The organism is Pseudomonas frederiksbergensis (genome assembly GCF_000802155.2).
GTDB classification, from domain to species: domain Bacteria; phylum Pseudomonadota; class Gammaproteobacteria; order Pseudomonadales; family Pseudomonadaceae; genus Aquipseudomonas; species Aquipseudomonas frederiksbergensis_A.
On the sequence record NZ_JQGJ02000001.1, the window covers coordinates 525,110 to 549,374 of the forward strand.

The 24,265-nt window shown below is 62.0% G+C and carries 20 protein-coding genes; 17 read left to right on the forward strand and 3 right to left on the reverse strand.

Annotated features, from left to right (window positions below):
* The first annotated feature begins 1 nt into the window (after position 1).
* The 17 genes from JZ00_RS02345 to JZ00_RS02420 all read left to right on the forward strand — a co-directional run bounded on the left by JZ00_RS02345 (position 2) and on the right by JZ00_RS02420 (position 20,622).
* Positions 2 to 676 (forward strand): NuoB/complex I 20 kDa subunit family protein, encoded by a 675-nt coding sequence (locus JZ00_RS02345; RefSeq protein WP_039592874.1) that lies wholly within the window; start codon positions 2 to 4, stop codon positions 674 to 676.
* A gap of 72 nt (positions 677 to 748) precedes the next feature.
* Positions 749 to 2,530, forward strand: coding sequence for an NADH-quinone oxidoreductase subunit C/D (gene nuoC, locus JZ00_RS02350; RefSeq protein WP_039592873.1), 1,782 nt, complete (start codon positions 749 to 751; stop codon positions 2,528 to 2,530).
* Positions 2,531 to 2,532: 2 nt separating this feature from the next.
* The gene (gene nuoE / locus JZ00_RS02355; RefSeq protein ID WP_039592872.1) at positions 2,533 to 3,030 is read left to right on the forward strand and encodes an NADH-quinone oxidoreductase subunit NuoE; all 498 of its coding nucleotides are present in this window, start codon (positions 2,533 to 2,535) and stop codon (positions 3,028 to 3,030) included.
* Positions 3,027 to 4,385: an NADH-quinone oxidoreductase subunit NuoF gene (gene nuoF / locus JZ00_RS02360; RefSeq protein ID WP_039592871.1), complete on the forward strand. Its 1,359-nt coding sequence runs from the start codon at positions 3,027 to 3,029 to the stop codon at positions 4,383 to 4,385. Before nuoE ends, nuoF begins: the two co-directional genes overlap by 4 nt.
* A gap of 140 nt (positions 4,386 to 4,525) precedes the next feature.
* A complete protein-coding gene (gene nuoG / locus JZ00_RS02365) occupies positions 4,526 to 7,240 on the forward strand; it encodes an NADH-quinone oxidoreductase subunit NuoG (RefSeq protein ID WP_039592870.1) in 2,715 nt (904 codons plus the stop codon).
* Entirely contained in the window at positions 7,237 to 8,244 is a 1,008-nt protein-coding gene (nuoH, locus tag JZ00_RS02370) for an NADH-quinone oxidoreductase subunit NuoH (RefSeq protein WP_039592869.1), read from the forward strand. The genes nuoG and nuoH overlap by 4 nt, the downstream gene beginning before the upstream one ends.
* Before the next feature lie 11 nt (positions 8,245 to 8,255).
* Positions 8,256 to 8,804, forward strand: coding sequence for an NADH-quinone oxidoreductase subunit NuoI (gene nuoI / locus JZ00_RS02375; protein ID WP_024779320.1), 549 nt, complete (start codon positions 8,256 to 8,258; stop codon positions 8,802 to 8,804).
* Positions 8,805 to 8,813: 9 nt separating this feature from the next.
* A complete protein-coding gene (gene nuoJ / locus JZ00_RS02380) occupies positions 8,814 to 9,314 on the forward strand; it encodes an NADH-quinone oxidoreductase subunit J (protein ID WP_039592868.1) in 501 nt (166 codons plus the stop codon).
* Between the two features lie 4 nt (positions 9,315 to 9,318).
* Entirely contained in the window at positions 9,319 to 9,627 is a 309-nt protein-coding gene (nuoK, locus tag JZ00_RS02385; protein ID WP_003180046.1) for an NADH-quinone oxidoreductase subunit NuoK, read from the forward strand.
* Positions 9,624 to 11,477, forward strand: a complete 1,854-nt coding sequence (nuoL, locus tag JZ00_RS02390) for an NADH-quinone oxidoreductase subunit L (RefSeq protein WP_039592867.1) — start codon at positions 9,624 to 9,626, stop codon at positions 11,475 to 11,477. Before nuoK ends, nuoL begins: the two co-directional genes overlap by 4 nt.
* Before the next feature lie 39 nt (positions 11,478 to 11,516).
* Entirely contained in the window at positions 11,517 to 13,049 is a 1,533-nt protein-coding gene (gene nuoM / locus JZ00_RS02395; protein WP_039592866.1) for an NADH-quinone oxidoreductase subunit M, read from the forward strand.
* 7 nt (positions 13,050 to 13,056) lie between these two features.
* Positions 13,057 to 14,520, forward strand: coding sequence for an NADH-quinone oxidoreductase subunit NuoN (gene nuoN, locus JZ00_RS02400; RefSeq protein ID WP_039592865.1), 1,464 nt, complete (start codon positions 13,057 to 13,059; stop codon positions 14,518 to 14,520).
* Positions 14,521 to 15,057: 537 nt separating this feature from the next.
* Positions 15,058 to 16,863 (forward strand): phospholipase D-like domain-containing protein, encoded by a 1,806-nt coding sequence (locus JZ00_RS02405; protein ID WP_039592864.1) that lies wholly within the window; start codon positions 15,058 to 15,060, stop codon positions 16,861 to 16,863.
* Entirely contained in the window at positions 16,863 to 18,116 is a 1,254-nt protein-coding gene (locus JZ00_RS02410) for an SEL1-like repeat protein (RefSeq protein ID WP_039592863.1), read from the forward strand. Before JZ00_RS02405 ends, JZ00_RS02410 begins: the two co-directional genes overlap by 1 nt.
* A 314-nt stretch (positions 18,117 to 18,430) precedes the next feature.
* Positions 18,431 to 18,583: a PAAR domain-containing protein gene (locus JZ00_RS31350; RefSeq protein ID WP_235433038.1), complete on the forward strand. Its 153-nt coding sequence runs from the start codon at positions 18,431 to 18,433 to the stop codon at positions 18,581 to 18,583.
* A 250-nt stretch (positions 18,584 to 18,833) separates the two neighbouring features.
* On the forward strand, positions 18,834 to 19,943 hold the full coding sequence (locus JZ00_RS02415) for an NAD(P)/FAD-dependent oxidoreductase (RefSeq protein ID WP_039592862.1): 1,110 nt from the start codon (positions 18,834 to 18,836) through the stop codon (positions 19,941 to 19,943).
* Positions 19,944 to 20,145: 202 nt separating this feature from the next.
* Complete coding sequence (locus JZ00_RS02420) at positions 20,146 to 20,622, forward strand: hemerythrin domain-containing protein (protein ID WP_039592861.1); 477 nt, start codon at positions 20,146 to 20,148, stop codon at positions 20,620 to 20,622.
* A 53-nt stretch (positions 20,623 to 20,675) separates the two neighbouring features.
* On the opposite strand, the gene JZ00_RS02425 is transcribed toward JZ00_RS02420, so the two are convergent.
* From JZ00_RS02425 to JZ00_RS02435, 3 genes are all read right to left on the reverse strand, one after another.
* Positions 20,676 to 21,554, reverse strand: a complete 879-nt coding sequence (locus JZ00_RS02425) for a LysR family transcriptional regulator (RefSeq protein ID WP_039592860.1) — start codon at positions 21,552 to 21,554, stop codon at positions 20,676 to 20,678.
* Positions 21,555 to 21,664: 110 nt separating this feature from the next.
* Positions 21,665 to 22,294, reverse strand: coding sequence for an isochorismate family cysteine hydrolase YcaC (gene ycaC / locus JZ00_RS02430; RefSeq protein ID WP_014337664.1), 630 nt, complete (start codon positions 22,292 to 22,294; stop codon positions 21,665 to 21,667).
* A 77-nt stretch (positions 22,295 to 22,371) separates the two neighbouring features.
* Positions 22,372 to 24,210, reverse strand: coding sequence for an amidohydrolase (locus JZ00_RS02435; protein ID WP_039592859.1), 1,839 nt, complete (start codon positions 24,208 to 24,210; stop codon positions 22,372 to 22,374).
* Between the last annotated feature and the right edge of the window lie 55 nt (positions 24,211 to 24,265).

A 24,265-nucleotide genomic window follows, 5' to 3' on the forward strand; every position in this document is an offset into this window, starting at 1 on the left:
AATGCAATACAATCTCACCAGGATCGACCCCGATGCTCCTAACGAGCAGTATCCGATCGGCAAGCGGGAAACCGTCGCCGATCCGTTAGAAGATCAAGTCCACAAGAACATCTTCATGGGCAAGCTCGAAGACGTGCTGAACAGTACGGTCAACTGGGGTCGCAAGAACTCCCTGTGGCCGTACAACTTCGGCCTTTCGTGCTGCTACGTGGAAATGACCACCGCCTTCACGGCGCCCCACGACATCGCGCGCTTTGGCGCCGAGGTGATCCGGGCATCGCCGCGCCAGGCGGATTTCATGGTTATCGCCGGTACGCCGTTCCTGAAAATGGCCCCCATCATCCAGCGACTGTACGAACAGATGCTGGAGCCCAAGTGGGTCATTTCCATGGGCGCCTGTGCCAACTCCGGCGGCATGTACGACATTTATTCCGTGGTCCAGGGAGTCGACAAGTTCCTCCCGGTGGATGTCTATGTGCCCGGCTGCCCGCCCCGCCCCGAAGCTTTCCTGCAAGGCCTGATGTTGCTGCAGGAATCCATCGGCCAGGAGCGTCGCCCACTGTCCTGGGTCGTCGGTGATCAAGGCGTCTATCGCGCCGACATGCCGTCGCAAAAGGAACAGCGCCGCGAACAGCGAATCGCAGTCACCAATCTGCGCAGCCCCGACGAAGTCTGATCCAGCTCTGTTCTTTAGAAGAAACGAGAACCTGGCTTCATTCTTTACGTTGACCGAAAGCGATAAATAACCATGACTACAGGCAGTGCTCTGTACATCCCGCCTTACAAGGCAGACGACCAGGATGTGGTCGTCGAACTGAACAATCGTTTTGGCGCAGAGGCGTTCACCGCCCAGTCGACCCGCACCGGCATGCCGGTGCTTTGGGTTGCCCGCGCCAAGCTCATCGAAGTCCTGACGTTCCTGCGCAACCTGCCCAAGCCGTACGTCATGCTCTATGACCTGCATGGCGTGGACGAGCGTCTGCGCACCAAGCGCCAGGGCTTGCCAGGTGCCGACTTCACCGTGTTCTACCACCTGTTGTCGGTAGAGCGTAATAGTGACGTGATGATCAAGGTCGCCTTGTCCGAGAGCGACCTCAGCGTGCCGACCGTGACCGGCATCTGGCCGAACGCCAACTGGTACGAGCGTGAAGTCTGGGACATGTTCGGCATCGATTTCCCCGGCCACCCGCACCTGACGCGCATCATGATGCCGCCGACATGGGAAGGTCACCCGTTGCGCAAGGACTTCCCAGCCCGCGCCACCGAGTTCGACCCGTACAGCCTGACCCTGGCCAAGCAGCAGCTCGAAGAAGAGTCCGCGCGCTTCAAGCCTGAAGACTGGGGCATGAAGCGCTCCGGCGCCAACGAGGACTACATGTTCCTCAACCTGGGCCCGAACCACCCTTCGGCCCACGGTGCCTTCCGCATCATCCTGCAACTGGACGGTGAAGAGATCGTCGATTGCGTCCCGGACATCGGCTACCACCACCGTGGCGCCGAGAAGATGGGCGAGCGCCAGTCCTGGCACAGCTACATTCCCTACACCGACCGCATCGACTACCTCGGCGGGGTGATGAACAACCTGCCGTACGTCCTGTCGGTGGAAAAACTGGCGGGCATCACGGTGCCGGACCGCGTCAACGTGATTCGCATCATGATGGCCGAGTTCTTCCGTATCACCAGCCACCTGCTGTTCCTGGGGACCTACATCCAGGACGTGGGCGCCATGACGCCGGTGTTCTTCACCTTCACCGACCGCCAGAAAGCCTACACGGTGATCGAAGCAATCACCGGCTTCCGCCTGCACCCGGCCTGGTACCGCATCGGCGGCGTGGCCCACGACCTGCCGCGCGGCTGGGAAAAGCTGGTCAAGGATTTCGTCGAGTGGATGCCCAAGCGCCTGGACGAATACACCAAGGCCGCCTTGCAGAACAGCATCCTCAAGGGCCGTACCGTCGGCGTTGCCGCCTACAACACCAAGGAAGCGCTGGAATGGGGCGTCACCGGCCCAAGCCTGCGCGCCACCGGCCTGGACTTCGACCTGCGCAAGGCGCGCCCGTACTCCGGCTACGAGAACTTCGAGTTCGAAGTCCCGCTGGCGTCCAGCGGCGATGCCTATGACCGCTGCCTGGTTCGCGTCGAGGAGATGCGCCAGAGCGTCAAGATCATCGAGCAGTGCATGCGCAACATGCCGGAAGGCCCGTACAAGGCGGACCACCCGCTGACCACGCCGCCACCGAAGGAACGCACGCTGCAGCACATCGAGACCCTGATCACGCACTTCCTGCAAGTTTCGTGGGGCCCGGTCATGCCGGCCAACGAATCCTTCCAGATGATCGAAGCGACCAAGGGCATCAATAGTTATTACCTGACGAGCGACGGCGGCACCATGAGCTACCGCACCCGGATTCGCACCCCAAGCTACCCGCACCTGCAGCAGATCCCTTCGGTGATCAAAGGCAGCATGGTCGCGGACTTGATCGCGTACCTGGGTAGTATCGATTTCGTTATGGCCGACGTGGACCGCTAAGCATGAACAGCACGCTTATCCAGACTGACCGTTTCGCCTTGAGCGAAACCGAGCGCTCGGCCATCGAGCACGAGCTGCACCACTACGAAGACCCGCGCGCGGCGTCGATCGAAGCACTGAAGATCGTCCAGAAGGAACGTGGCTGGGTGCCTGACGGCGCGCTCTACGCCATTGGCGAGATCCTGGGTATCCCGGCCAGCGACGTCGAAGGCGTCGCGACGTTCTACAGCCAGATTTTCCGCCAGCCAGTGGGCCGCCACATCATTCGCGTCTGCGACAGCATGGTCTGCTACATCGGCGGCCACGAGTCGGTGGTCGGCGAGCTCCAGAACAAGCTGGGCATTGGCCTGGGCCAGACCACCGCCGACGGCCGCTTCACCCTGCTGCCGGTGTGCTGCCTGGGCAACTGCGACAAGGCGCCGGCGCTGATGATCGATGACGACACCTTTGGTGACGTCAAGCCGGACGGCGTCGCCAAACTGCTGGAGGGCTACGTATGACCCTGACTTCCTTCGGGCCCGCCAACCGCATCCAGCGTTCGGCCGAAACCCATCCCCTGACCTGGCGTCTGCGTGACGACGGCGAAGCGGTATGGCTGGACGAATACCAGGCGAAGAACGGCTATGCCGCCGCGCGCAAGGCGTTCGCCGACATGGCCGCCGATGACATCGTCCAGACCGTGAAAGACTCCGGCCTCAAGGGCCGTGGCGGTGCGGGCTTCCCCACCGGCGTGAAGTGGGGCCTGATGCCCAAGGACGAATCCATCAACATCCGCTACCTGCTGTGCAACGCGGACGAGATGGAACCCAACACCTGGAAAGACCGCATGCTGATGGAGCAACTGCCCCATCTGCTGATCGAAGGCATGCTGATCAGTGCCCGTGCGTTGAAGACCTACCGTGGCTACATTTTCCTGCGTGGCGAATACACCACCGCCGCCAAGCACTTGAACCGTGCCGTGGAAGAAGCCAAGGCCGCGGGGCTGCTGGGCAAGAACATCCTGGGCAGCGGCTTCGATTTCGAGCTGTTCGTCCACACCGGCGCCGGGCGCTACATCTGCGGTGAAGAAACCGCGCTGATCAACTCCCTGGAAGGCCGCCGCGCCAACCCACGCTCCAAGCCGCCCTTCCCTGCCGCCGTGGGCGTGTGGGGCAAGCCGACTTGCGTGAACAACGTCGAGACCCTGTGCAACGTGCCGGCGATCATCGCCGACGGCGTGGACTGGTACAAATCCCTGGCCCGCGACGGTAGCGAAGACATGGGCACCAAGCTCATGGGCTTTTCCGGCAAGGTCAAGAACCCTGGCCTATGGGAGCTGCCCTTCGGCGTTACCGCTCGCGAGCTGTTCGAAGACTATGCCGGCGGCATGCGCGACGGCTACAAGCTCAAGTGCTGGCAGCCCGGCGGCGCCGGCACCGGTTTCCTGTTGCCGGAACACCTGGACGCACAAATGTACGCCGGCGGCATCGCCAAGGTGGGCACCCGGATGGGTACCGGCCTGGCAATGGCGGTGGACGACAGCGTCAACATGGTCTCCCTGCTGCGCAATATGGAACAGTTTTTCTCGCGCGAATCCTGCGGGTTCTGCACCCCTTGCCGCGATGGCCTACCCTGGAGCGTCAAGCTCCTGATGGCCATCGAGAAAGGCCAAGGCCAACCCGGCGACATCGAGACCCTGCTGGGCCTGGTGGGTTTCCTCGGCCCAGGCAAGACCTTCTGTGCTCACGCACCGGGTGCCGTGGAGCCATTGGGCAGCGCAATCAAATACTTCCGCCCTGAATTCGAGGCCGGTATCGCGCCAACCCGCGCGGACAACCTCAATCAGGTGGTCACGCCGACCATGGTCGGCGCGTAACGACGCTTAAAAAGGCGAAGGGTCCGTGCCCTTCGCCTTTCGTTCGATGACGCCTTTACCGAGGCTGTTTGGATTCGGACGAATGACAAGATTCCATTAGCCACGCCCGCTGACACCGGGCCAACGAAGAACTTTGAACCATGGCCACTATCCACGTAGACGGCAAAGAGCTCGAAGTCGATGGCGCAGACAACCTGTTACAGGCTTGTCTGTCGCTGGGCCTCGACATCCCTTATTTCTGCTGGCACCCCGCCCTTGGCAGCGTTGGCGCTTGTCGCCAGTGCGCGGTCAAGCAGTACACCGACGAGAACGACAAGCGTGGTCGGATCGTCATGTCCTGCATGACCCCCGCCACCGACGGCAGCTGGATCTCCATCGATGACGAAGAAGCGAAAGTGTTTCGCGCCAGCGTCGTCGAATGGCTGATGACCAACCACCCTCACGACTGCCCGGTCTGTGAGGAAGGCGGCCATTGCCATCTGCAAGACATGACCGTGATGACCGGCCACAACGAGCGCCGTTATCGCTTCACCAAGCGCACCCACCAGAACCAGGACCTCGGCCCGTTCATTTCCCACGAGATGAACCGCTGCATCGCCTGCTACCGTTGCGTGCGTTTCTACAAGGACTACGCCGGCGGCACCGACCTGGGTGTGTTCGGTGCCCACGACAACGTGTACTTCGGTCGCGTTGAAGACGGCACCCTGGAAAGCGAGTTCTCCGGCAACCTCACCGAGGTCTGCCCGACCGGTGTGTTCACCGACAAGACGCACTCCGAGCGCTACAACCGCAAATGGGACATGCAGTTCTCGCCGAGCATCTGCCATGGCTGCTCCAGCGGTTGCAACATCAGCCCGGGCGAGCGCTATGGCGAACTGCGCCGCATCGAAAACCGCTACAACGGTTCGGTGAACCAGTACTTCCTGTGCGACCGCGGCCGTTTCGGCTATGGCTACGTCAATCGCAAGGACCGCCCGCGCCAGCCGCTGCTGGCCAATGGTACCAAGCTGAGCCTGGACGAGGCCCTGGACAAGGCCGCCGAACTGCTGCGCGGACGCAACATCGTCGGCATCGGCTCGCCTCGCGCCAGCCTGGAAAGCAACTACGCCCTGCGTGAACTGGTCGGCGCCGAGCACTTCTACAGTGGCATCGAGGCCGGCGAGCTGGAACGCATCCGCCTGGTGCTGCAAGTGCTCAAGGACAGCCCGCTGCCCGTGCCGACGATGCGCGATATCGAAGACCATGACGCGGTGTTCGTCCTTGGCGAAGACCTGACCCAGACCGCCGCCCGCATGGCCCTGGCCCTGCGCCAGTCGGTCAAGGGCAAGGCCGAGGACATGGCCGACGCCATGCGCGTCCAACCATGGCTCGACGCCGCCGTGAAGAACATCGGCCAGCACGCGCTGAACCCGTTGTTCATCGCCAGCCTCGCTGAAACCAAGCTCGACGATGTGGCCGAAGAATGCGTCCACGCCGCCCCCGACGACCTGGCGCGTATCGGTTTCGCCGTGGCCCACGCCCTGGACGCCAGCGCCCCGGCCGTCGACGGCCTGGACAGCGAAGCAGCCGCCCTCGCCCAACGCATCGCCGACGCCCTGCTGGCGGCCAAGCGCCCACTGATCATCGCCGGTACCTCCCTGGGTTCCAAGGCACTGATCGAGGCCGCTGCCAACATTGCCAAGGCCTTGAAGCTGCGCGACAAGAACGGCTCCATCAGCCTGGTCGTGCCTGAAGCCAACAGCCTCGGCCTGGCCATGCTCGGTGGCGAATCGGTCGATGCAGCCCTGCAAGCCGTGATCGACGGCAGCGCCGACGCCATCGTGGTGCTGGAGAACGATCTGTTCACCCGCACTGACAAGGCCAAGGTCGATGCTGCGCTGAACGCCGCCAAGGTCGTGATCGTCGCCGACCACCAGAAAACCGCTACCACCGACCGCGCCGACCTGGTGCTGCCGGCGGCGAGCTTCGCCGAAGGCGACGGTACGCTGGTCAGCCAGGAAGGTCGCGCCCAGCGGTTCTTCCAGGTTTTCGACCCGCAATACCTGGACGCCAGCATCCTGGTCCACGAAGGCTGGCGCTGGCTGCACGCCCTGCGCGCCACCCTGCTGGACCAGCCGATCGACTGGACGCAACTGGACCACGTCACCGCCGCCGTTGCTTCGAGCAGCCCGCAACTGGCCGGTGTGGTCGACGCCGCGCCGTCCGCCGCGTTCCGCATCAAAGGCCTGAAGCTGGCGCGCGAACCGCTGCGCTACTCCGGTCGTACCGCGATGCGCGCCAACATCAGCGTCCATGAACCGCGTACCCCGCAGGACAAGGACACCGCGTTCGCCTTCTCCATGGAAGGCTACTCGGGCTCTGCCGAACCGCGCTCGCAAGTGCCGTTCGCCTGGTCGCCGGGCTGGAACTCGCCACAAGCCTGGAACAAGTTCCAGGACGAAGTCGGCGGTCACCTGCGCGCCGGTGATCCGGGCACTCGCCTGATCGAAAGCCAGGGCGATGGCCTGGGCTGGTTCGCCAGTGTTCCGCGGGCCTTCAATCCGGCACCGGGCACCTGGCAGGTTGTGCCGTTCCATCACCTGTTCGGCAGTGAGGAGAACTCCTCCCGGGCCGAACCGGTACAGGAACGCATCCCGGCCGCCTACGTGTCGCTGGCCAAGTCCGAAGCCGATCGCCTGGGCGTCAACGACGGTGCCCTGCTGAGCCTGAACGTGGCCGGCCAGATACTGCGCCTGCCGCTGCGCATCAATGAAGAACTGGGCGCCGGCCTGGTGGCCCTGCCGGCTGGCCTGGCGGGTATTCCACCGGCTATTTTCGGCAAAACCGTCGACGGTCTGCAGGAGGCAGCGCAATGAGCTGGTTCACCCCTGAAGTGATCGCCGTGATCCTGACGGTCCTCAAGGCCATCGTGGTCTTGCTGGCCGTGGTGGTGTGCGGCGCGTTGCTGAGTTTCGTCGAGCGTCGCCTGCTGGGCTGGTGGCAGGACCGCTACGGTCCGAACCGCGTCGGCCCGTTCGGCATGTTCCAGATCGCCGCCGACATGGTGAAGATGTTCTTCAAGGAAGACTGGACGCCACCGTTCGCCGACAAGGTGATCTTCACCCTGGCACCGGTCGTGGCCATGAGCGCCTTGCTGATCGCCTTCGCGGTCATCCCGATCACCCCGACCTGGGGCGTGGCGGACCTGAATATCGGCCTGCTGTTCTTCTTCGCCATGGCCGGCCTGTCGGTGTACGCGGTGTTGTTCGCCGGTTGGTCGAGCAACAACAAGTTCGCCCTGCTCGGCAGCCTGCGGGCTTCGGCCCAGACCGTGTCCTATGAAGTGTTCATGGGCCTGTCGCTGATGGGCATCGTGATCCAGGCCGGTTCGTTCAACATGCGCGACATCGTCGAATACCAGGCGCAGAACCTGTGGTTCATCATTCCGCAGTTCTTCGGCTTCTGTACGTTCTTCATCGCTGGCGTGGCCGTGACTCACCGTCACCCCTTCGACCAGCCGGAAGCGGAACAGGAACTGGCCGACGGTTACCACATTGAATATGCCGGCATGAAATGGGGCATGTTCTTCGTTGGCGAGTACATCGGCATCATCCTGATCTCGGCATTGCTGGTGACGTTGTTCTTCGGTGGCTGGCACGGTCCGTTCGGCATCCTGCCGCAACTGTCCTTCGTGTGGTTCGCCCTGAAGACCGCGTTCTTCATCATGCTGTTCGTCCTGCTGCGCGCCTCGATCCCGCGCCCACGCTACGACCAGGTGATGGACTTCAGCTGGAAATTCTGCCTGCCGCTGACCCTGATCAACATGCTGGTGACCGCTGCGATCGTTTTGATGAACGCGCCTGCGGCCGCGGTTCAGTGAGGATTTGACCCATGTTCAAATATATTGGCGACATCGTTAAGGGTACCGGTACCCAACTGCGAAGCCTGGTCATGATCTTCGGCCATGGCTTTCGCAAGCGCGACACCCTGCAATACCCGGAAGAACCGGTCTACCTGGCGCCGCGTTATCGCGGGCGCATCGTCCTGACCCGCGACCCCGACGGCGAAGAGCGCTGCGTAGCCTGTAACCTCTGCGCCGTGGCGTGCCCGGTGGGCTGCATCTCCCTGCAGAAAGCCGAGACCGAAGACGGTCGCTGGTACCCGGACTTCTTCCGCATCAACTTCTCGCGCTGCATTTTCTGCGGCTTGTGCGAGGAAGCGTGCCCGACCACCGCGATCCAGCTCACGCCGGATTTCGAAATGGCTGACTTCAAGCGTCAGGACCTGGTGTACGAGAAAGAAGACCTGCTGATTTCCGGTCCCGGTAAAAACCCTGATTACAACTTCTATCGTGTTGCAGGTATGGCCATTGCCGGTAAGCCGAAAGGCGCCGCGCAGAACGAAGCCGAACCGATCAACGTGAAGAGCTTGCTGCCTTAAGGAAGAAAGATGGAATTCGCTTTCTATTTCGCATCGGGTATCGCGGTGGTCTCCACACTTCGTGTGGTCACCAACACCAACCCCGTGCACGCCCTGCTCTACCTGATCATTTCGCTGATCGCCGTGGCCATGACCTTCTTCGCCCTCGGCGCACCGTTCGCCGGTGCCCTGGAAGTGATCGCCTACGCCGGCGCCATCATGGTGCTGTTCGTGTTCGTGGTGATGATGCTCAACCTCGGCCCGGCGGCAATCCAACAGGAACGCGCCTGGCTCAAGCCCGGCATCTGGGCGGGGCCGGTGATTCTCTCCGCCCTGCTGCTGGGTGAACTGCTGTATGTGCTGTTCGCCCACCAGAGCGGCCAGGCCATCGGCCACACCACCGTAGACGCCAAGGCCGTGGGCATCAGCCTGTTCGGCCCGTACCTGCTGGTGGTCGAACTCGCCTCGATGCTGCTGCTTGCCGCAGTCGTCACGGCGTTCCATTTGGGCCGTAACGAGGCGAAGGAGTAATCACATGCCTGCTATCCCTCTCGAACATGGTCTGGCGGTCGCCGGCATCCTGTTCTGTCTCGGTCTGGTCGGCCTGATGGTCCGCCGCAACATTCTGTTCGTGCTGATGAGCCTGGAGGTGATGATGAATGCCTCCGCCCTGGCCTTCATCGTCGCGGGCGCTCGCTGGGCGCAACCGGATGGACAGATCATGTTCATCCTGGTGATCAGCCTGGCAGCCGCCGAGGCCAGTATCGGCCTGGCGATCCTGTTGCAGCTGTATCGCCGCTTCCACACTCTCGATATTGACGCTGCCAGCGAGATGCGCGGATGAACCTTCTTTTCCTGACTTTCATATTTCCCCTCATCGGTTTCCTGCTGCTGTCGTTCTCCCGTGGACGTTGGTCGGAAAACCTTTCGGCGCTGGTTGGCGTGGGTTCCATCGGCCTGTCCGCCATCGTCACGGCCTACGTGATCTGGCAATTCAACGTCGCGCCGCCGGAAGGTGGCGCGTACGTGCAGGTGCTGTGGCAGTGGATGGCGGTGGAAGGCTTCACGCCTAACTTCGCCCTCTACCTGGACGGCCTGTCGGTGACCATGCTTGGCGTGGTGGTCGGCGTGGGTTTCCTGATCCACCTGTTCGCCTCCTGGTACATGCGCGGTGAAGCCGGTTATTCGCGTTTCTTCGCCTACACCAACCTGTTCATCGCCAGCATGCTGTTCCTGGTGCTCGGCGATAACCTGTTGTTCCTGTACTTCGGCTGGGAAGGCGTGGGCCTGTGCTCGTACCTGTTGATCGGTTTCTACTACAGCAACCGCAACAACGGTAACGCCGCACTCAAGGCCTTCATCGTGACCCGGATCGGCGACGTGTTCATGGCCATCGGCCTGTTCATCCTGTTCCAGCAACTGGGTACGCTGAACATCCAGGAACTGCTGGTCAAGGCACCCGAGCACTTCAAGGCCGGCGACTTCTGGATCGTCCTGGCGACCTTGATGCTGTTGGGCGGCGCTGTCGGTAAATCCGCGCAACTGCCGCTACAGACCTGGTTGGCGGACGCGATGGCCGGCCCTACCCCGGTTTCGGCACTGATCCACGCCGCGACCATGGTCACCGCCGGTGTCTACCTGATCGCACGTACCCACGGCCTGTTCGCCCTGGCGCCGGACATCCTTCACCTGGTCGGCGTCGTTGGCGGCGTGACCCTGGTGCTGGCCGGTTTTGCCGCCCTGGTACAAACCGATATCAAGCGCATCCTCGCCTACTCGACCATGAGCCAGATCGGCTACATGTTCCTGGCCCTGGGCGTCGGTGCCTGGGAAGGCGCGATCTTCCACCTGATGACCCACGCCTTCTTCAAGGCCCTGCTGTTCCTTGCCTCCGGTGCAGTGATCGTTGCCTGCCACCACGAGCAGAACATCTTCAAGATGGGCGGCCTGTGGAAGAAACTGCCGTTGGCCTACGCCAGCTTCATCGTTGGCGGCGCGGCCCTGGCGGCCCTGCCACTGGTCACCGCCGGTTTCTACTCCAAGGACGAGATCCTCTGGGAAGCGTTCGCCAGCGGTAACCAGGGTCTGCTCTATGCAGGCCTGGTGGGGGCGTTCATGACCTCGCTGTACACCTTCCGCCTGATTTTCATCGCGTTCCACGGTGAAGCCAAGACCGAAGCCCACGCCGGCCACGGCATCGCCCATTGGCTGCCGCTGTCGGTGCTGATCGTGCTGTCGACCTTCGTCGGCGCCATGATCACTCCACCGCTGGCCGATGTGCTGCCGCAAAGCGTCGGCCATGCCGGCGGCGAAGCCAAGCACAGCCTGGAAATCGCCTCGGGCGCCATCGCCCTGGCGGGTATCCTGCTGGCCGCCCTGTTGTTCCTGGGCAAGCGTCGCTTCGTCACGGCAATCGCCAACAGCGGCATCGGGCGTTTCCTTTCGGCCTGGTGGTTCGCTGCCTGGGGCTTCGATTGGATCTACGACAAACTGTTCGTCAAGCCATACCTTGCGATCAGCCACATTCTGCGCAAAGACCCGCTCGACCAGACCATTGGCCTGATCCCGCGCATGGCCAAGGGCGGCCACACTGCCCTGAGCCGTACCGAGACCGGTCAACTGCGTTGGTATGCGGCTTCCATGGCGGCTGGCGCCGTGCTGGTTATCGGCGCCATCGTGCTGGTAGCGGTCTGATATGAACCTTGCGAACTTGCGAAAGGAAACGAGCCCGTCATGATTCTGCCCTGGCTAATCCTGATCCCCTTCATCGGCGGCCTGCTGTGCTGGATGGCGGAGCGTTCCAGCTCTACCCTCCCGCGTTGGATTGCGCTGCTGACCATGTCCCTGGAACTCGCGCTCGGCCTCTGGCTGTGGGCGACCGGCGACTATTCATTTGCACCGGCCCCGGGTGCCGATCCGACCTGGGCGCTTGAGTTCAAGCACATCTGGATCGAGCGCTTCGGCATCAGCGTGCACCTGGCCCTCGACGGCCTGTCCCTGCTGATGATCCTGTTGACCGGCCTGCTGGGTATCCTCTCGGTACTCTGCTCCTGGAAAGAGATCCAGCGTCACGTCGGTTTCTTCCACCTGAACCTGATGTGGATCCTGGGCGGTGTCGTCGGCGTGTTCCTGGCGCTGGACCTGTTCATGTTCTTCTTCTTCTGGGAAATGATGCTGGTGCCGATGTACTTCCTCATCGCGCTCTGGGGTCACAGCTCATCGGACGGCAAGAAGACCCGGATCTACGCGGCGACCAAGTTCTTCATCTTCACCCAGGCTTCCGGCCTGATCATGTTGGTGGCGATCCTTGGCCTGGTCCTGGTGAACTTCAACAACACCGGCGTGATTACCTTCAACTACGCCGACCTGTTGAAAGTGCAGATGTCCCGTACCACCGAGTACGTGCTGATGCTGGGCTTCTTCATCGCCTTCGCGGTGAAGCTGCCGGTGGTGCCGTTCCACTCCTGGCTGCCGGACGCCCACGCCCAGGCGCCGACCGCAGGTTCCGTGGATCTGGCGGGTATCCTGTTGAAGACAGCCGCCTATGGCCTGCTGCGCTTTGCCTTGCCGCTGTTCCCGAACGCCTCGGCCGAGTTCGCGCCGATTGCCATGACCCTGGGCCTGATCGGGATTTTCTACGGTGCGTTCCTGGCGTTCGCCCAGACCGACATCAAGCGCCTGATCGCGTTCTCCAGCGTTTCGCACATGGGCTTCGTGCTGATCGGGATCTACTCCGGCAGCCAACTGGCCCTGCAAGGCGCGGTGATCCAGATGCTGGCCCACGGTCTTTCGGCGGCGGCGCTGTTTATCCTCAGCGGTCAACTGTACGAGCGCCTGCACACCCGGGACATGCGTGAAATGGGCGGCATCTGGTCGCGCATCGCCTACCTGCCGGCCATCAGCCTGTTCTTCGCGGCCGCTTCCCTGGGCCTGCCGGGTACCGGCAACTTCGTCGGCGAGTTCCTGATCCTGATCGGCTCGTTCGTCAGCGCCCCATGGATCACCGCGATTGCCACGTCCGGCCTGGTGTTCGGTTCGGTCTACTCGCTGATCATGATCCACCGCGCCTACTTCGGTCCGGCCAAGTCGGACGAAGTGCTGCGTGGCATGGACGGTCGCGAACTGATCATGGTGCTTGGCCTTGCGGTGCTGCTGGTCTACCTCGGCGTTTATCCGCAGCCGTTCCTCGACACTTCCGCCGCCACGATGCATGGCGTGCAGCAGTGGCTCGGCACCGCCTTCTCTCAACTCGCTTCGGCCCGGTAAGAGCGCTATGGAATTCACGATTCAACACTTTATCGCGCTTGCGCCGCTGTTGATCACCAGCGCCACGATCATCGTGGTGATGCTGGCGATCGCCTGGCGGCGCAATCACTCGCAGACCTTCCTGCTGTCGGTGGCGGGGCTGAACCTGGCCTTGCTGTCGATCTTGCCGGCCCTGAAAGTCGCACCGCTGGCGGTCACGCCGCTGGTGCAGATCGACAGCTTCGCCTGCCTCTACATGGCGTTGATCCTGGTCGCCACCCTCGCCTGCGTCACCCTCGCCCACGCCTACCTGGGTGATGGCGGTTCGGGCTACCCGGGCAACCGCGAAGAACTGTACCTGCTGATCCTGATGGCTGCCGCCGGTGGCCTGGTCCTGGTCAGTGCGCAGCACCTGGCCAGCTTGTTCATCGGCCTGGAACTGCTCTCGGTACCGGTCTACGGCCTGGTCGCCTACGCCTTCTTCAACAAGCGCTCCCTGGAAGCCGGCATCAAGTACATGGTGCTGTCGGCGGCCGGCTCCGCGTTCCTGTTGTTCGGCATGGCCCTGCTTTACGCCGAAGCCGGAACCCTGAGCTTCGTCGGCATCGGCCAGGCCCTGGCGGCCACCGGCCTGCCTAGCCCGATCGCGCAACTGGGCCTGGGCATGATGCTGATCGGCCTGGCGTTCAAGCTGTCGCTGGTACCGTTCCACCTCTGGACCCCGGACGTCTACGAAGGCGCCCCGGCACCCGTGGCGGCGTTCCTCGCCACCGCATCGAAAGTGGCGGTGTTCGCTGTGATGGTGCGGCTGTTCCAGATCTCGCCAGTGGCCAGCAGCGGCGTACTGAGCAACGTGCTGACCATCATCGCCATCGCGTCGATCCTGTTCGGTAACCTGCTGGCGCTGACCCAGAGCAACCTCAAGCGTCTGCTGGGTTACTCGTCCATCGCCCACTTCGGCTACCTGTTGATCGCCCTGATCGCCAGCAAGGGCCTGGCCGTGGAAGCCATCGGCGTATACCTGGTCACCTACGTGATCACCAGCCTCGGCGCCTTCGGCGTGATCACCCTGATGTCCTCGCCGTACAACGGCCGCGACGCCGACGCCCTGTACGAATACCGCGGCCTGTTCTGGCGCCGTCCGTACCTGACCGCCGTGCTGACCGTGATGATGCTGTCCCTGGCCGGCATCCCGCTGACCGCCGGTTTCATCGGCAAGTTCTACATCATCGCCACCGGCGTCGAGGCCCACCAATGGTGGCTCGTCGGCTCCCTGGTGCTGGGCAGTGCCATCGGCGTGTTCTACTACCTGCGCGTCATGGTCACCCTGTACCTGATGGAACCGAACCTGCGTCGTCACGACGCCGAGTTGCACTGGGAACAGAAGGCAGGCGGCGTGATGCTGCTGGCCATCGCCGTGTTGGCATTCTTCCTCGGTGTGTACCCGCAGCCGTTGCTGACCTTGGTTCAGCAGGCTGGGTTGACCGGCTGATTGCCCGGACGCCGTCACCTCTAAAAAGCCCGTATCGCGAGATACGGGCTTTTTTTGTTTGCTTGTAGGCAACTTCCTAAGGAATAGGAAAGCCCCTTTATAGGATGCTTCTGAATATTCAGAACGGGCGGTTTACCTATGGTATCTGCCCTTCGCCCTGCGCCACTCTGGTTCCCCTCGACAACAACACGCCACGCGCCATGAGCGTGGTACCCAGGGCGACCTTCGACATGCCTAACCCATTCCCGACTTTCTCCGACCACAGCCGCCACACCCTGCGACCCGGTCATCGCCCGCAACGAACGCCGCAACGTCCTGCGCACCCCGACCAACAACCCTTACCACCGCGAATCGCCCCCCCAGCCATCGGTGCGCAACTCAAACCCTTCTCCACGTGCAATTGGCCAACCGTGGTTTGCATAACCACCGCACACAGACCGACGCCGAATTGACCGCACCCTCTACGCACACGGATCACCGTGCACTGTATGCCGTCCTGATGGATGGCCCTGACCCAGCCAAGGAAGAAACCAACCCATGAATTTGCCAGAGATCGTGGTGCCCATTTGCTTAAAGTACACAAACGAAGCCGTCTGCACCCCGCCGTGGTACGTCCACAACACTGAATACCATCCGGTGATCGCCAGCTATCAAGCGCTGGTCAATGGCGAGGAAACCTTCACCGCCGTGCACCAGGCCATTGCCCAGGCCCAAAAGAGCATCGACATCATCTGCTGGGGCTTCCAGCCGTCGATGTATTTCATCCGCGACGGCAAGGCGCCGAGCATTGGCGAACTGCTCATGGCCAAGGCACGGGCAGGCGTCGAGGTACGGTTGCTGGGCTGGGAAATGCCGTTCAATACCGCCGGCTTTGCCGGTGAGGCCAATTTGCCCGGCAAAGGCTCGATCCGCCTCATGGACCGGGTGATGCAACGCGCCACCGAAGAACAATACGCCTTCGATCGCCAATGGTTTGCGACGTGCGCGGTCGCCGACGACAAGGCTGCGCAACGTACCGCCAGCGGACTGCCGGTGTTTGTCAGTCGCGGCTTCAACCTGGATGAACGGGGCGAGATCGCCCACTGGGTGAAATACGCGAGCCTCGACAGCGAAATCAGTACCAAGATGCGCCAAACGCTGAGGTGGACGGCCACCCACCACCAGAAAAGCGTGCTGGTCGATTATGAGTTACCGGACTGCGCGGTCGGTTTCATCATGGGCCACAACATGCTCGACGAGTACTGGGACACGGACAACCATTCGGCACTGAACCGAAGCCAGGACAGCAAACCCGCCCCCAACCTTGGCCCGCGCGGCGATACGCCGCGCCAGGACATTTCCTGCCAGCTCAGTGGGCCGATCCTGGAACACCTGCACCACAACTTCGCCGCTGCCTGGCGCAAGGAAACCGGCGAAGACCTGCTCGCCTCGCGCCAATCCATGAAGGTCGGGCCGCAACTGCGCACCCACGGCATGCCGCAAATGGCGCAGATCCTGCGTACCCAACCCCAGGCGGGCAAACGCGACATCGAGCGGCTCTACATGCAAGCCGTCAACAACGCGACGCAGTTCATCTACATCGAAAACCAGTATTTCCGCTGGCCACCGCTGGCCGAATTCATCAAATCGGTCGCCGCCACCCAGACCCAGGGCGGGCGCGATCCCGGCCTGCACGGCGCGTTGCACCTGTTCGTGGTCACCAACGCCACCGACGATGGCATCGGCGCCGGCACCGTGAACACCCAACGCATGCTCGAAAGCCTTGGACGGGCCAACACCATCCCCGGCGTTACCAAACTGCGGCGCGTTCAAAAAATGCAACAGAAAGCGCCGCCCAGGCCGCGCCCGGAACCGCGCGACCGGGAGGGCCAAAGGGAGCTGGCCCAATGGCAGGCCGAGCTTGACCGGCAGACACAAGAGATCATGGACAGCACCGTCCTGCCGGAGGAAATACCCGGCCTGAAGGTTCACATCTGCTCGCTGGTCGCCCCCGATTCACCGGCGGGTAAACCCTGGATGCCGGTGTACATACACTCCAAGCTGATGATCATCAACGACGTGTTCACTACCCATGGTTCGGCCAACATCAACACCCGCAGCATGCAGGTGGACAGTGAACTGAACATTGCCCATGAGTGGATGAGCGTGACCCAGGCGTTGCGGCGGCGATTGTGGGATCTGCATACGGGTGAGAGGGGGGCGCAGGATGATGCGGGGGACGCGTTTAAGGCTTGGCAGGACATCATCGACAAGAACAAAGACCGTCAAACGAACGAATTAACGCCTGATAGTTCACTCGTTGAGTTTTATTACGAAAAAGCCGTCTTGAAGGACCTCGACTGATGCGCCTGTTCCTCTTGCTGTCCTGCCTGTTGCTGACCGCTTGCGGCGCTGATGGCGCTTTTAACTTTCCCAAGAAGGACCCTTCCGTGAAGCCTTTAACCGAGATCAAGGCCAACCTGGCCTTTACCTGCAAACAGGAAACGATCCCCGCTCCGTCCGCTAAAAGTGACGTGCTATTTCAATACGCCCGTTGGTTGCAAAAAAACAACCAGCTCAAGCAGGACAAAACCGTTGATCTAGAGATTGAGCGGCTGTATCGCATCGCCTCAGAGAACGGCCATTTCAAAGCCAATATCAACCTGCAGAACGGTGCAATGCGCGGTCGTTTCGAGCTCAGTGGCGCCCAGCACTTGCGCATGAGCCAAATCTTGATCGACGCAGGTGTGGCGACGGGTTACTACTTTGTCGGAATTTTCCTGCAACAGGGCTCGGCGGGTCTGCATCAGGACGCAGAGATGTCGTTGCGTTACTTCCGTAAGGCAGCCGATCAGGGCAACGCCCAAGCTCAGTATCTTGTTGGCGACAAGTTGGCACCTATCAGAATTGCGCCAGATATAGCGCGGCAGATGCGCCGCTGTGCGGCCGAACAGGGTCATGGCAAGGCCGCCGTCGCTCTTGGTATCGACCTTCAAGGAAAGGGCCTCTACCAAGAGGCGCTTGAGGTCTTCCAGATGGGTATTGCCGCTGGTAACGAGAACGCTGCGGGGCGTTTGGAAGAGGCGTTTCGCGCACCACCCATTACTAATGAGCTGTACTACCTCGGCCAACAAGAAGACCTCGAACGCGCCGAGCGCTATAAAACCATCTGGCGAATCCTGGCGAACTACTCCTACGCCAACCCCACCGTTCCCGAAATCAACGAAATTCTCCCCTTGCCACCCGCCGAACTGCCCGAGTGGGACGGCAAACTCCAATGGCTCGAAGCCCGCCTGGCCAACGTCCCGCCGCAAAAACCCAGCGAGGCGCTGATCCGCGAGCTGGCCGAGGCCAAGGGTCTCGAACCCGCCACCGGCAGGCCCACGCCCCGCTCACCTGCGTTCATCACGATCCCCCAACCCGCACCGACCTGCCACAGCGGCCAGGCCTGCCCGCATACCGGTTATTGGATCGCCGGCGCGTACGACGTCATCCGCCGCTTCGAACAGGGCGAGATCCTGCCAACACTAAACGTACGCAAATGGGAGAGCCGTTTCCTGCTCCCGGATCGGGAGACAGTTGGCCCGGAAAAGGTTGAGTGGATGTTCCATGGATGATCATCGGTTTTTGCGTGACATGCATGCGGCATGGAAGGCCATCCACCGACCGTGCTGTGTCGAGCTTTATTACGAGATATTTTACGGATGAGCTATCGAATGATGTTTATGACAATTGGGTGTGAATGGCGTCAGGTAACTGGACAACGTCGAGTTTTATTTCGACGTGGCCAAACGCGTGTCCGTCTGGCTGTTTTCACAGGGCTGCTCTGGCTTTCAGGAACCTGTGATAAAACGACCGGCGACGGTACCGTCCGATCAGGCTCAACCGTCATGAAATCGGAGGCGTCGGGGTCGCTCGGGTAGGTGATCCAGTGGACTGCCCGACTCCAGGTCACGGCCGGACGGTCATCGCCGAAGGTCACCCTACATTCAAAGACAATGGTGTGCCGGTGGCTTTTGACGGTCATCGTTGCGCCTGTGGTTGTGCGCTGATTTCGTCGATGCCTGGCGCGGGGGCCAGTTAATCATGCCGGTGCGAATGGAAGGCTTAAGAGCATGGCATTGACGCCTGCGCCTCCAATCTCGGAATAGGACATTCGAATGCAACTGCGAAACTTTGTACCTGTGCGGACGGTGGCCAGCGGTTCGTTGCCGGCACCTTGGGGCTGATCCGGTGCGCTGGACGATGCTGATATCATCCGCATGATAACTAACACCGTAGATGTGCGGGGCTATGCTTGAACGCGATCATCTGCTCATGAAGGAGGCCCAGCGTTGAGCGTCGATATTGATTGCATCGTCGTCGGCGCAGGCGTCGTCGGCCTGGCCGTGGCGCGGGAGATGGCGCGTGCCGGGCATGAAGTGCTGGTGATCGAAGCAGGTGATGCCATCGGCATGGGCATCAGTTCGCGCAATTCCGAGGTAATCCATGCCGGGCTGTATTACCCGCCGGGCAGCCTCAAGGCGCAGTTGTGCGTCGACGGTCGGCGACGGCTGTATGAGTATTGCGACAGTCACGGCGTCGAGACTCGCCGGCTCGGTAAATTGGTCGTGGCCAAGGACCAGACTCAGTTGGCCGGGCTTGAAACACTGCTGGCGCGCGGTCGGCTCAATGGGGTGGACGACCTGCGTCTGCTTGATCGAAAGCAGGCACAGGCTTTGGAGCCGGCGCTGTCCTGCGTCGGCGCGTTGTATTCGCCTTCCACCGGTATCGTCGACGCCCATGCCTTGATGTTGGCGCTGCAAGGCGATGCCGAGGCGGCCGGCGCCAATGTGGTGTTTCGCACGCCCCTGCTGGCGGCTCGTGTTGTCGACGAGGGCTTCAGCCTGGCATTGGGCGGCACGGCGCAGATGACATTGTCCTGCCGCCGGCTGATCAACGCCGCCGGCCTCCAGGCCCCTGCCCTCGCCCGCCGGGTCGAGGGCCTGGAGAGGCAATGGATTCCCGATGATTACCTGTGCAAGGGCACCTATTTTCAACTGGCCGGGCGGGCGCCGTTCCGCCATCTGGTCTATCCCGCGCCGGAAGCCGCCGGCCTGGGTATTCACATGACGCTCGACTTGGCAGGCCAGGCGCGTTTCGGTCCCGACACCGAATGGGTCGAAGCGGAGGATTACCGCGTGGATCCGGCCCGGGCGGAAGCGTTTTACCGGGCCATTCGAAATTACTGGCCGGGCCTGCCGGACCAGAGCCTGCAACCTGCCTACAGCGGCATCCGCCCGAAAATTTCCGCACCGGGCGAACCCGCTCGGGACTTTCTCATCAGCAGTGAAGCCGAACATCAGGTGCCGGGGCTGATCAACCTGTTCGGTATCGAATCCCCCGGGCTGACATCCTGCCTGGCGCTGGCGCAACGGGTCAGGCAACTGTTCGGCAACACCTGATGCCCTTGGCAGCGCAAAGTGCAAGGCGTTTTAGCCCCGGCTCATGCAGCCTGCACGATGACAAAACCCGGCTACGACATAACCAGTTGTTTTTAAAGGAAATTAAAAAGCGACTCGGCTGGCACGACGGATGCACCTCTCATGTTACGTGGCGCCGGCGCTCGAAGCCGGCCCGCATCCGTGAATGACCGAGGAGCAGCACATGAACGCCATCGACCTGTTGAAAGCCGACCACGAACGCGTCAAAGCCATTCTCACTCAGTTGAGTGAGTCAACTGATCGCGCGATCAAGAAACGCACCGAACTGCTGGCGAAGCTGGAAATGGAAGTGTCCATCCACACCCGCCTGGAGGAAGAAATCCTCTACCCGGCGTTCAAGCAGGCAGGCGGCAAGGAAGAAGCCGAGATGTATTACGAAGCCAAGGAAGAGCACCGCACCGTCGATTCGCTGGTGCTGCCCGACCTGAAAGCCACCGATCCATCGCAGCCTGAATTTGCAGGCCGGGTCAAAGTGGTGAAAGAACTGCTGGAGCACCACATCGAGGAAGAAGAAAAGGAAATGTTCCCCCAAGCCAAGAAAGTGCTGGGCAAGGCCAAGCTGGACGCCCTGGGTGAGCAGATGGAAACCATGAAGGCGCAGTACAAGAAGGAATTGAGCAGCGCCAACCTCGCCGCTTGATCACCAGGCGCCAACGCTTCAGCCCCTGATCGGAGGCTGAAGCGTCCAGGCCTTCATAACATCTGTTCGCGCAGAAACTCCACTAGCGCCTGCACCGGGCGCGAAGCCTGGCGATGTTGCGGATAGACCGCCGACAGTGTCAACGGCTCCGTTTCGAACCCTTCCAGCACCCTGACCAACCGGCCATCCTTCAACGCGTCACCGAGGATGAAGGTTGGCAGATAGGTGACGCCCATCCCGGCGATCGCCGCATCCCTGAGCAAATCGCCGTTATTGGCCCGCATCCGCCCCGTCACTTCCAGGACCAACGGCTTGCCATTTCCCTCGAACCGCCACTGCACCTGACGGCTGTGTCCATAAGGCAGGCAGTCGTGATTGCGCAGGTCTTCAGGTCGGGCCGGTGTGCCTTTGTCGGCCAGGTAGGCCGGGCTGGCGCAGTACACCCGCTCGATGCTCGCGATGCGCCGGGCGATCAGTGTTGAATCTTCCAGCACGCCGATCCTCAGCGCCAGGTCGTAGCCTTCACCCAGCAGGTCCACCGAGCGATCGCTCAGGTCCACCTCGACGCTGACGTCCCGGTAGCGCTGCAAGAACAGTGGCAGCAGGCAGCCCAGGTGCGCCACGGCGAACGACAACGGCGCGCTGAGCCGAATGGTCCCGCGTGGCTCGCTGGTCTGGCCACTGATGCCCTGCTCCACTTGCTCGACTTCACTGAGCAAGCGCAACGCTGCCTCGTAATAGCGCTGCCCCAGCGGTGTCACGTCCAGTCGGCGCGTGGAGCGGTTGAGCAGGCGCACGCCCAGGCGCTGTTCCAGTTCCATGAGCTTGCGGCTGACGAACTGCTTGGACAGCCCGAGCTTGTCCGCCGCCGCTGTGAAACTGCCCGACTCCATGACCTGGGCAAAGATGCGCATTTCTTCGAAGGGGTTCATTGCCATTCCTGGGTGGGGCTTTATTTAGACATCCTGGCCGAATACAAAACCTGTGGCCAGACAAAAAGATGCCCGCACATTGGCGGGCACCTGTTCAGCCAGGAGGCTACTTACTTGGCCGTCAGCGCCGAGTAGCTGTTCATCAGGTTGCGGTAGTTGGGGATGCGCTGGGACAGCAGATTGCCCAGGCCTTCGATGTCGTTGCGCCAGTCGCGGTGCAGCTCACAGGCCACGGAGAACCAGTTCATCATTTGCGCGCCGGCAGCGGTCATGCGCACCCAGGCGGCCTGTTGCACGGTTTCGTTGAAGGTACCCGAAGCGTCGGTGACGACAAACACGTCAAAACCTTCGGCCAGCGCCGACAGGGTCGGGAAGGCCACGCAGACATCAGTCACCACGCCCGCGATGATCAGTTGCTTGCGGCCGGTGGCCTTGATCGCCTTGACGAAATCTTCGTTGTCCCACGCGTTGATCTGGCCTGGACGCGGGATGTACGGCGCGTCCGGGAACATCTCCTTGAGTTCCGGCACGATCGGGCCGTTGGGGCCTTGTTCGAAGCTGGTGGTCAGGATGGTGGGCAGTTCGAAGAACTTCGCCAGGTCAGCCAGGGCCAATACGTTGTTCTTGAACTCGTTGGGCGAGAAATCCTGGACGAGGGAGATCAAGCCAGTCTGGTGATCGACCAGCAGGACCACCGCGTCATCTTTGTTCAGGCGGTTGTAGGCGGGAACGTTGCTCATGGGATGACTCCTTTGGGATGGATATTACGAAACCAATGTGGGAGCGGGCTCCCACATTCGGGTAGGTGTGTGCTCAGTCAAAAGGCAAAGCAGGAACAGCCAAACGCGCCCCAGAAACCCTGGAAGTCGCTGACCGGAACGTTCGACAGTCGCGCCCGTTCGTGGCTGTGGGAATGCACTTTGCACGGCCCGCTGCACTGGTGGACCTGGGCCTGCAACGGCGAGCTCGGGCGCCAGTGACCTGGGACCTTGACCACCGGCGACCAGTCCGGCAGCACCGGGACGCTGGCCGGGCCGAGTTTTTCGAAGTCGCCGGCGGCGTACACCACCTTGCCGTCAACCACGGTCAGGACCGACTCGATCCACTTGATGGCTTCTTCCTCGACGCTGAAGAAATCCGCGCTCAGGGCCGCCAGGTCTGCCAGTTGGCCGACCTTGATCTGCCCCTTCTTACCCTGCTCCGACGAGAACCAGGCGCTGCCATGGGTGAACAGTTCCAACGCGGTCAGGCGCGGCAGGCCTTCTTCGTGCAACGACAGACCGCCAACGGTGCGACCGCTGACCATCCAGTACAACGAAGTCCACGGGTTGTAGCTCGACACGCGGGTGGCGTCGGTGCCGGCGCCCACCGGCACGCCTTCGGCGAGCATGCGCTTGATCGGCGGCGTGGCTTCGGCGGCCTTGGCGCCGTAGCGGTCGACGAAGTATTCGCCCTGGAAGGCCATGCGGTCCTGGATCGCGATACCGCCGCCCAGTGCTCGCACGCGTTCGATGTTCTTCGGCGTGATGGTCTCGGCGTGGTCGAAGAACCACGGCAGGCCGTTGAACGGGATGTCACGGTTGACCTTTTCGAACACGTCGAGCATGCGGCTGATGGATTCGTCGTAGGTGGCGTGCAGGCGGAATGGCCAGCGCTGCTCCACCAGGTGACGCACCACCGGTTCCAGGTCCTGTTCCATGCCGGGCGGCAGGTCCGGGCGCGGTTCGAGGAAGTCTTCGAAGTCCGCGGCGGAGAACACCAGCATTTCACCGGCGCCGTTGTGCCGCAGGAAATCGTCGCCCTGGTGCAGCTTGACGCTGCCGGTCCAGTTCTTGAAGTCGGTGAGTTCTTCCTTGGGCTTCTGGGTGAACAGGTTGTAGGCGATGCGCACCGTCAACTGCTGCTCGCGGGCCAACTGCTCGATGACTTCGTAGTCGTCCGGGTAGTTCTGGTAGCCGCCACCGGCGTCGATGGCGCTGGTCAGGCCCAGGCGATTGAGCTCGCGCATGAACTGACGGGTGGAGTTGACCTGGTACTCCAGCGGCAACTTCGGCCCTTTCGCCAGTGTCGAGTAAAGGATCATCGCGTTGGGCCGCGCCACCAGCATGCCGGTGGGTTCGCCCTTGCTGTCACGCACGATCTCGCCGCCCGGCGGGTTCGGCGTGTCGCGGGTGTAGCCGGCCACGCGCAGGGCGGCGCGGTTGAGCAAGGCGCGGTCGTACAGGTGCAACACGAATACCGGGGTGTCGGGCGCGGCCTGGTTGAGTTCTTCCAGGGTCGGCATGCGTTTTTCGGCGAACTGGAATTCGTTCCAGCCACCCACTACGCGAACCCATTGCGGCGTCGGCGTGCGGTCGGCCTGGTCCTTGAGCATGCGCAAGGCATCGGCCAGGGACGGCACGCCCTCCCAGCGCAGTTCCAGGTTGTAGTTCAAGCCACCACGAATCAGGTGCAGGTGCGAGTCGTTGAGGCCGGGAATGACGGTGCGGCCCTTGAGATCGATGACTTGGGTGCCACTGCCGCGCAAGGCCATGGCCTCGGCGTCGGTGCCCACGGCGACGAAGCGGCCCTGGCTGATGGCGACCGCGCTGGCACGAGGCTTCTCGCGGTCGACGGTGTGGAATTGGCCATTGAACAGAATCAGATCGGCGTTCATCGGGTTTCCTTGTGAGTGGGAAGAAGCAAGGGACAGGCGTGGCCAGAAAGCGGCG

What these genes read in the sequence shown, in the direction of transcription:
- nuoL (WP_039592867.1), top strand. Translation starts at nt 9,624, where the DNA reads ATGAACCTTCTTTTCCTGACTTTCATATTTCCCCTCATCGGTTTCCTG.
- nuoF (WP_039592871.1), top strand. Translation starts at nt 3,027, where the DNA reads ATGACCCTGACTTCCTTCGGGCCCGCCAACCGCATCCAGCGTTCGGCC.
- nuoK (WP_003180046.1), top strand. Translation starts at nt 9,319, where the DNA reads ATGCCTGCTATCCCTCTCGAACATGGTCTGGCGGTCGCCGGCATCCTG.
- nuoH (WP_039592869.1), top strand. Translation starts at nt 7,237, where the DNA reads ATGAGCTGGTTCACCCCTGAAGTGATCGCCGTGATCCTGACGGTCCTC.
- nuoN (WP_039592865.1), top strand. Translation starts at nt 13,057, where the DNA reads ATGGAATTCACGATTCAACACTTTATCGCGCTTGCGCCGCTGTTGATC.
- nuoI (WP_024779320.1), top strand. Translation starts at nt 8,256, where the DNA reads ATGTTCAAATATATTGGCGACATCGTTAAGGGTACCGGTACCCAACTG.
- ycaC (WP_014337664.1), bottom strand. Translation starts at nt 22,294, where the DNA reads ATGAGCAACGTTCCCGCCTACAACCGCCTGAACAAAGATGACGCGGTG.
- JZ00_RS02420 (WP_039592861.1), top strand. Translation starts at nt 20,146, where the DNA reads ATGAACGCCATCGACCTGTTGAAAGCCGACCACGAACGCGTCAAAGCC.
- nuoG (WP_039592870.1), top strand. Translation starts at nt 4,526, where the DNA reads ATGGCCACTATCCACGTAGACGGCAAAGAGCTCGAAGTCGATGGCGCA.
- JZ00_RS02425 (WP_039592860.1), bottom strand. Translation starts at nt 21,554, where the DNA reads ATGAACCCCTTCGAAGAAATGCGCATCTTTGCCCAGGTCATGGAGTCG.
- JZ00_RS02410 (WP_039592863.1), top strand. Translation starts at nt 16,863, where the DNA reads ATGCGCCTGTTCCTCTTGCTGTCCTGCCTGTTGCTGACCGCTTGCGGC.
- JZ00_RS02435 (WP_039592859.1), bottom strand. Translation starts at nt 24,210, where the DNA reads ATGAACGCCGATCTGATTCTGTTCAATGGCCAATTCCACACCGTCGAC.
- nuoJ (WP_039592868.1), top strand. Translation starts at nt 8,814, where the DNA reads ATGGAATTCGCTTTCTATTTCGCATCGGGTATCGCGGTGGTCTCCACA.
- nuoM (WP_039592866.1), top strand. Translation starts at nt 11,517, where the DNA reads ATGATTCTGCCCTGGCTAATCCTGATCCCCTTCATCGGCGGCCTGCTG.
- JZ00_RS02345 (WP_039592874.1), top strand. Translation starts at nt 2, where the DNA reads ATGCAATACAATCTCACCAGGATCGACCCCGATGCTCCTAACGAGCAG.
- nuoC (WP_039592873.1), top strand. Translation starts at nt 749, where the DNA reads ATGACTACAGGCAGTGCTCTGTACATCCCGCCTTACAAGGCAGACGAC.
- JZ00_RS02405 (WP_039592864.1), top strand. Translation starts at nt 15,058, where the DNA reads ATGAATTTGCCAGAGATCGTGGTGCCCATTTGCTTAAAGTACACAAAC.
- nuoE (WP_039592872.1), top strand. Translation starts at nt 2,533, where the DNA reads ATGAACAGCACGCTTATCCAGACTGACCGTTTCGCCTTGAGCGAAACC.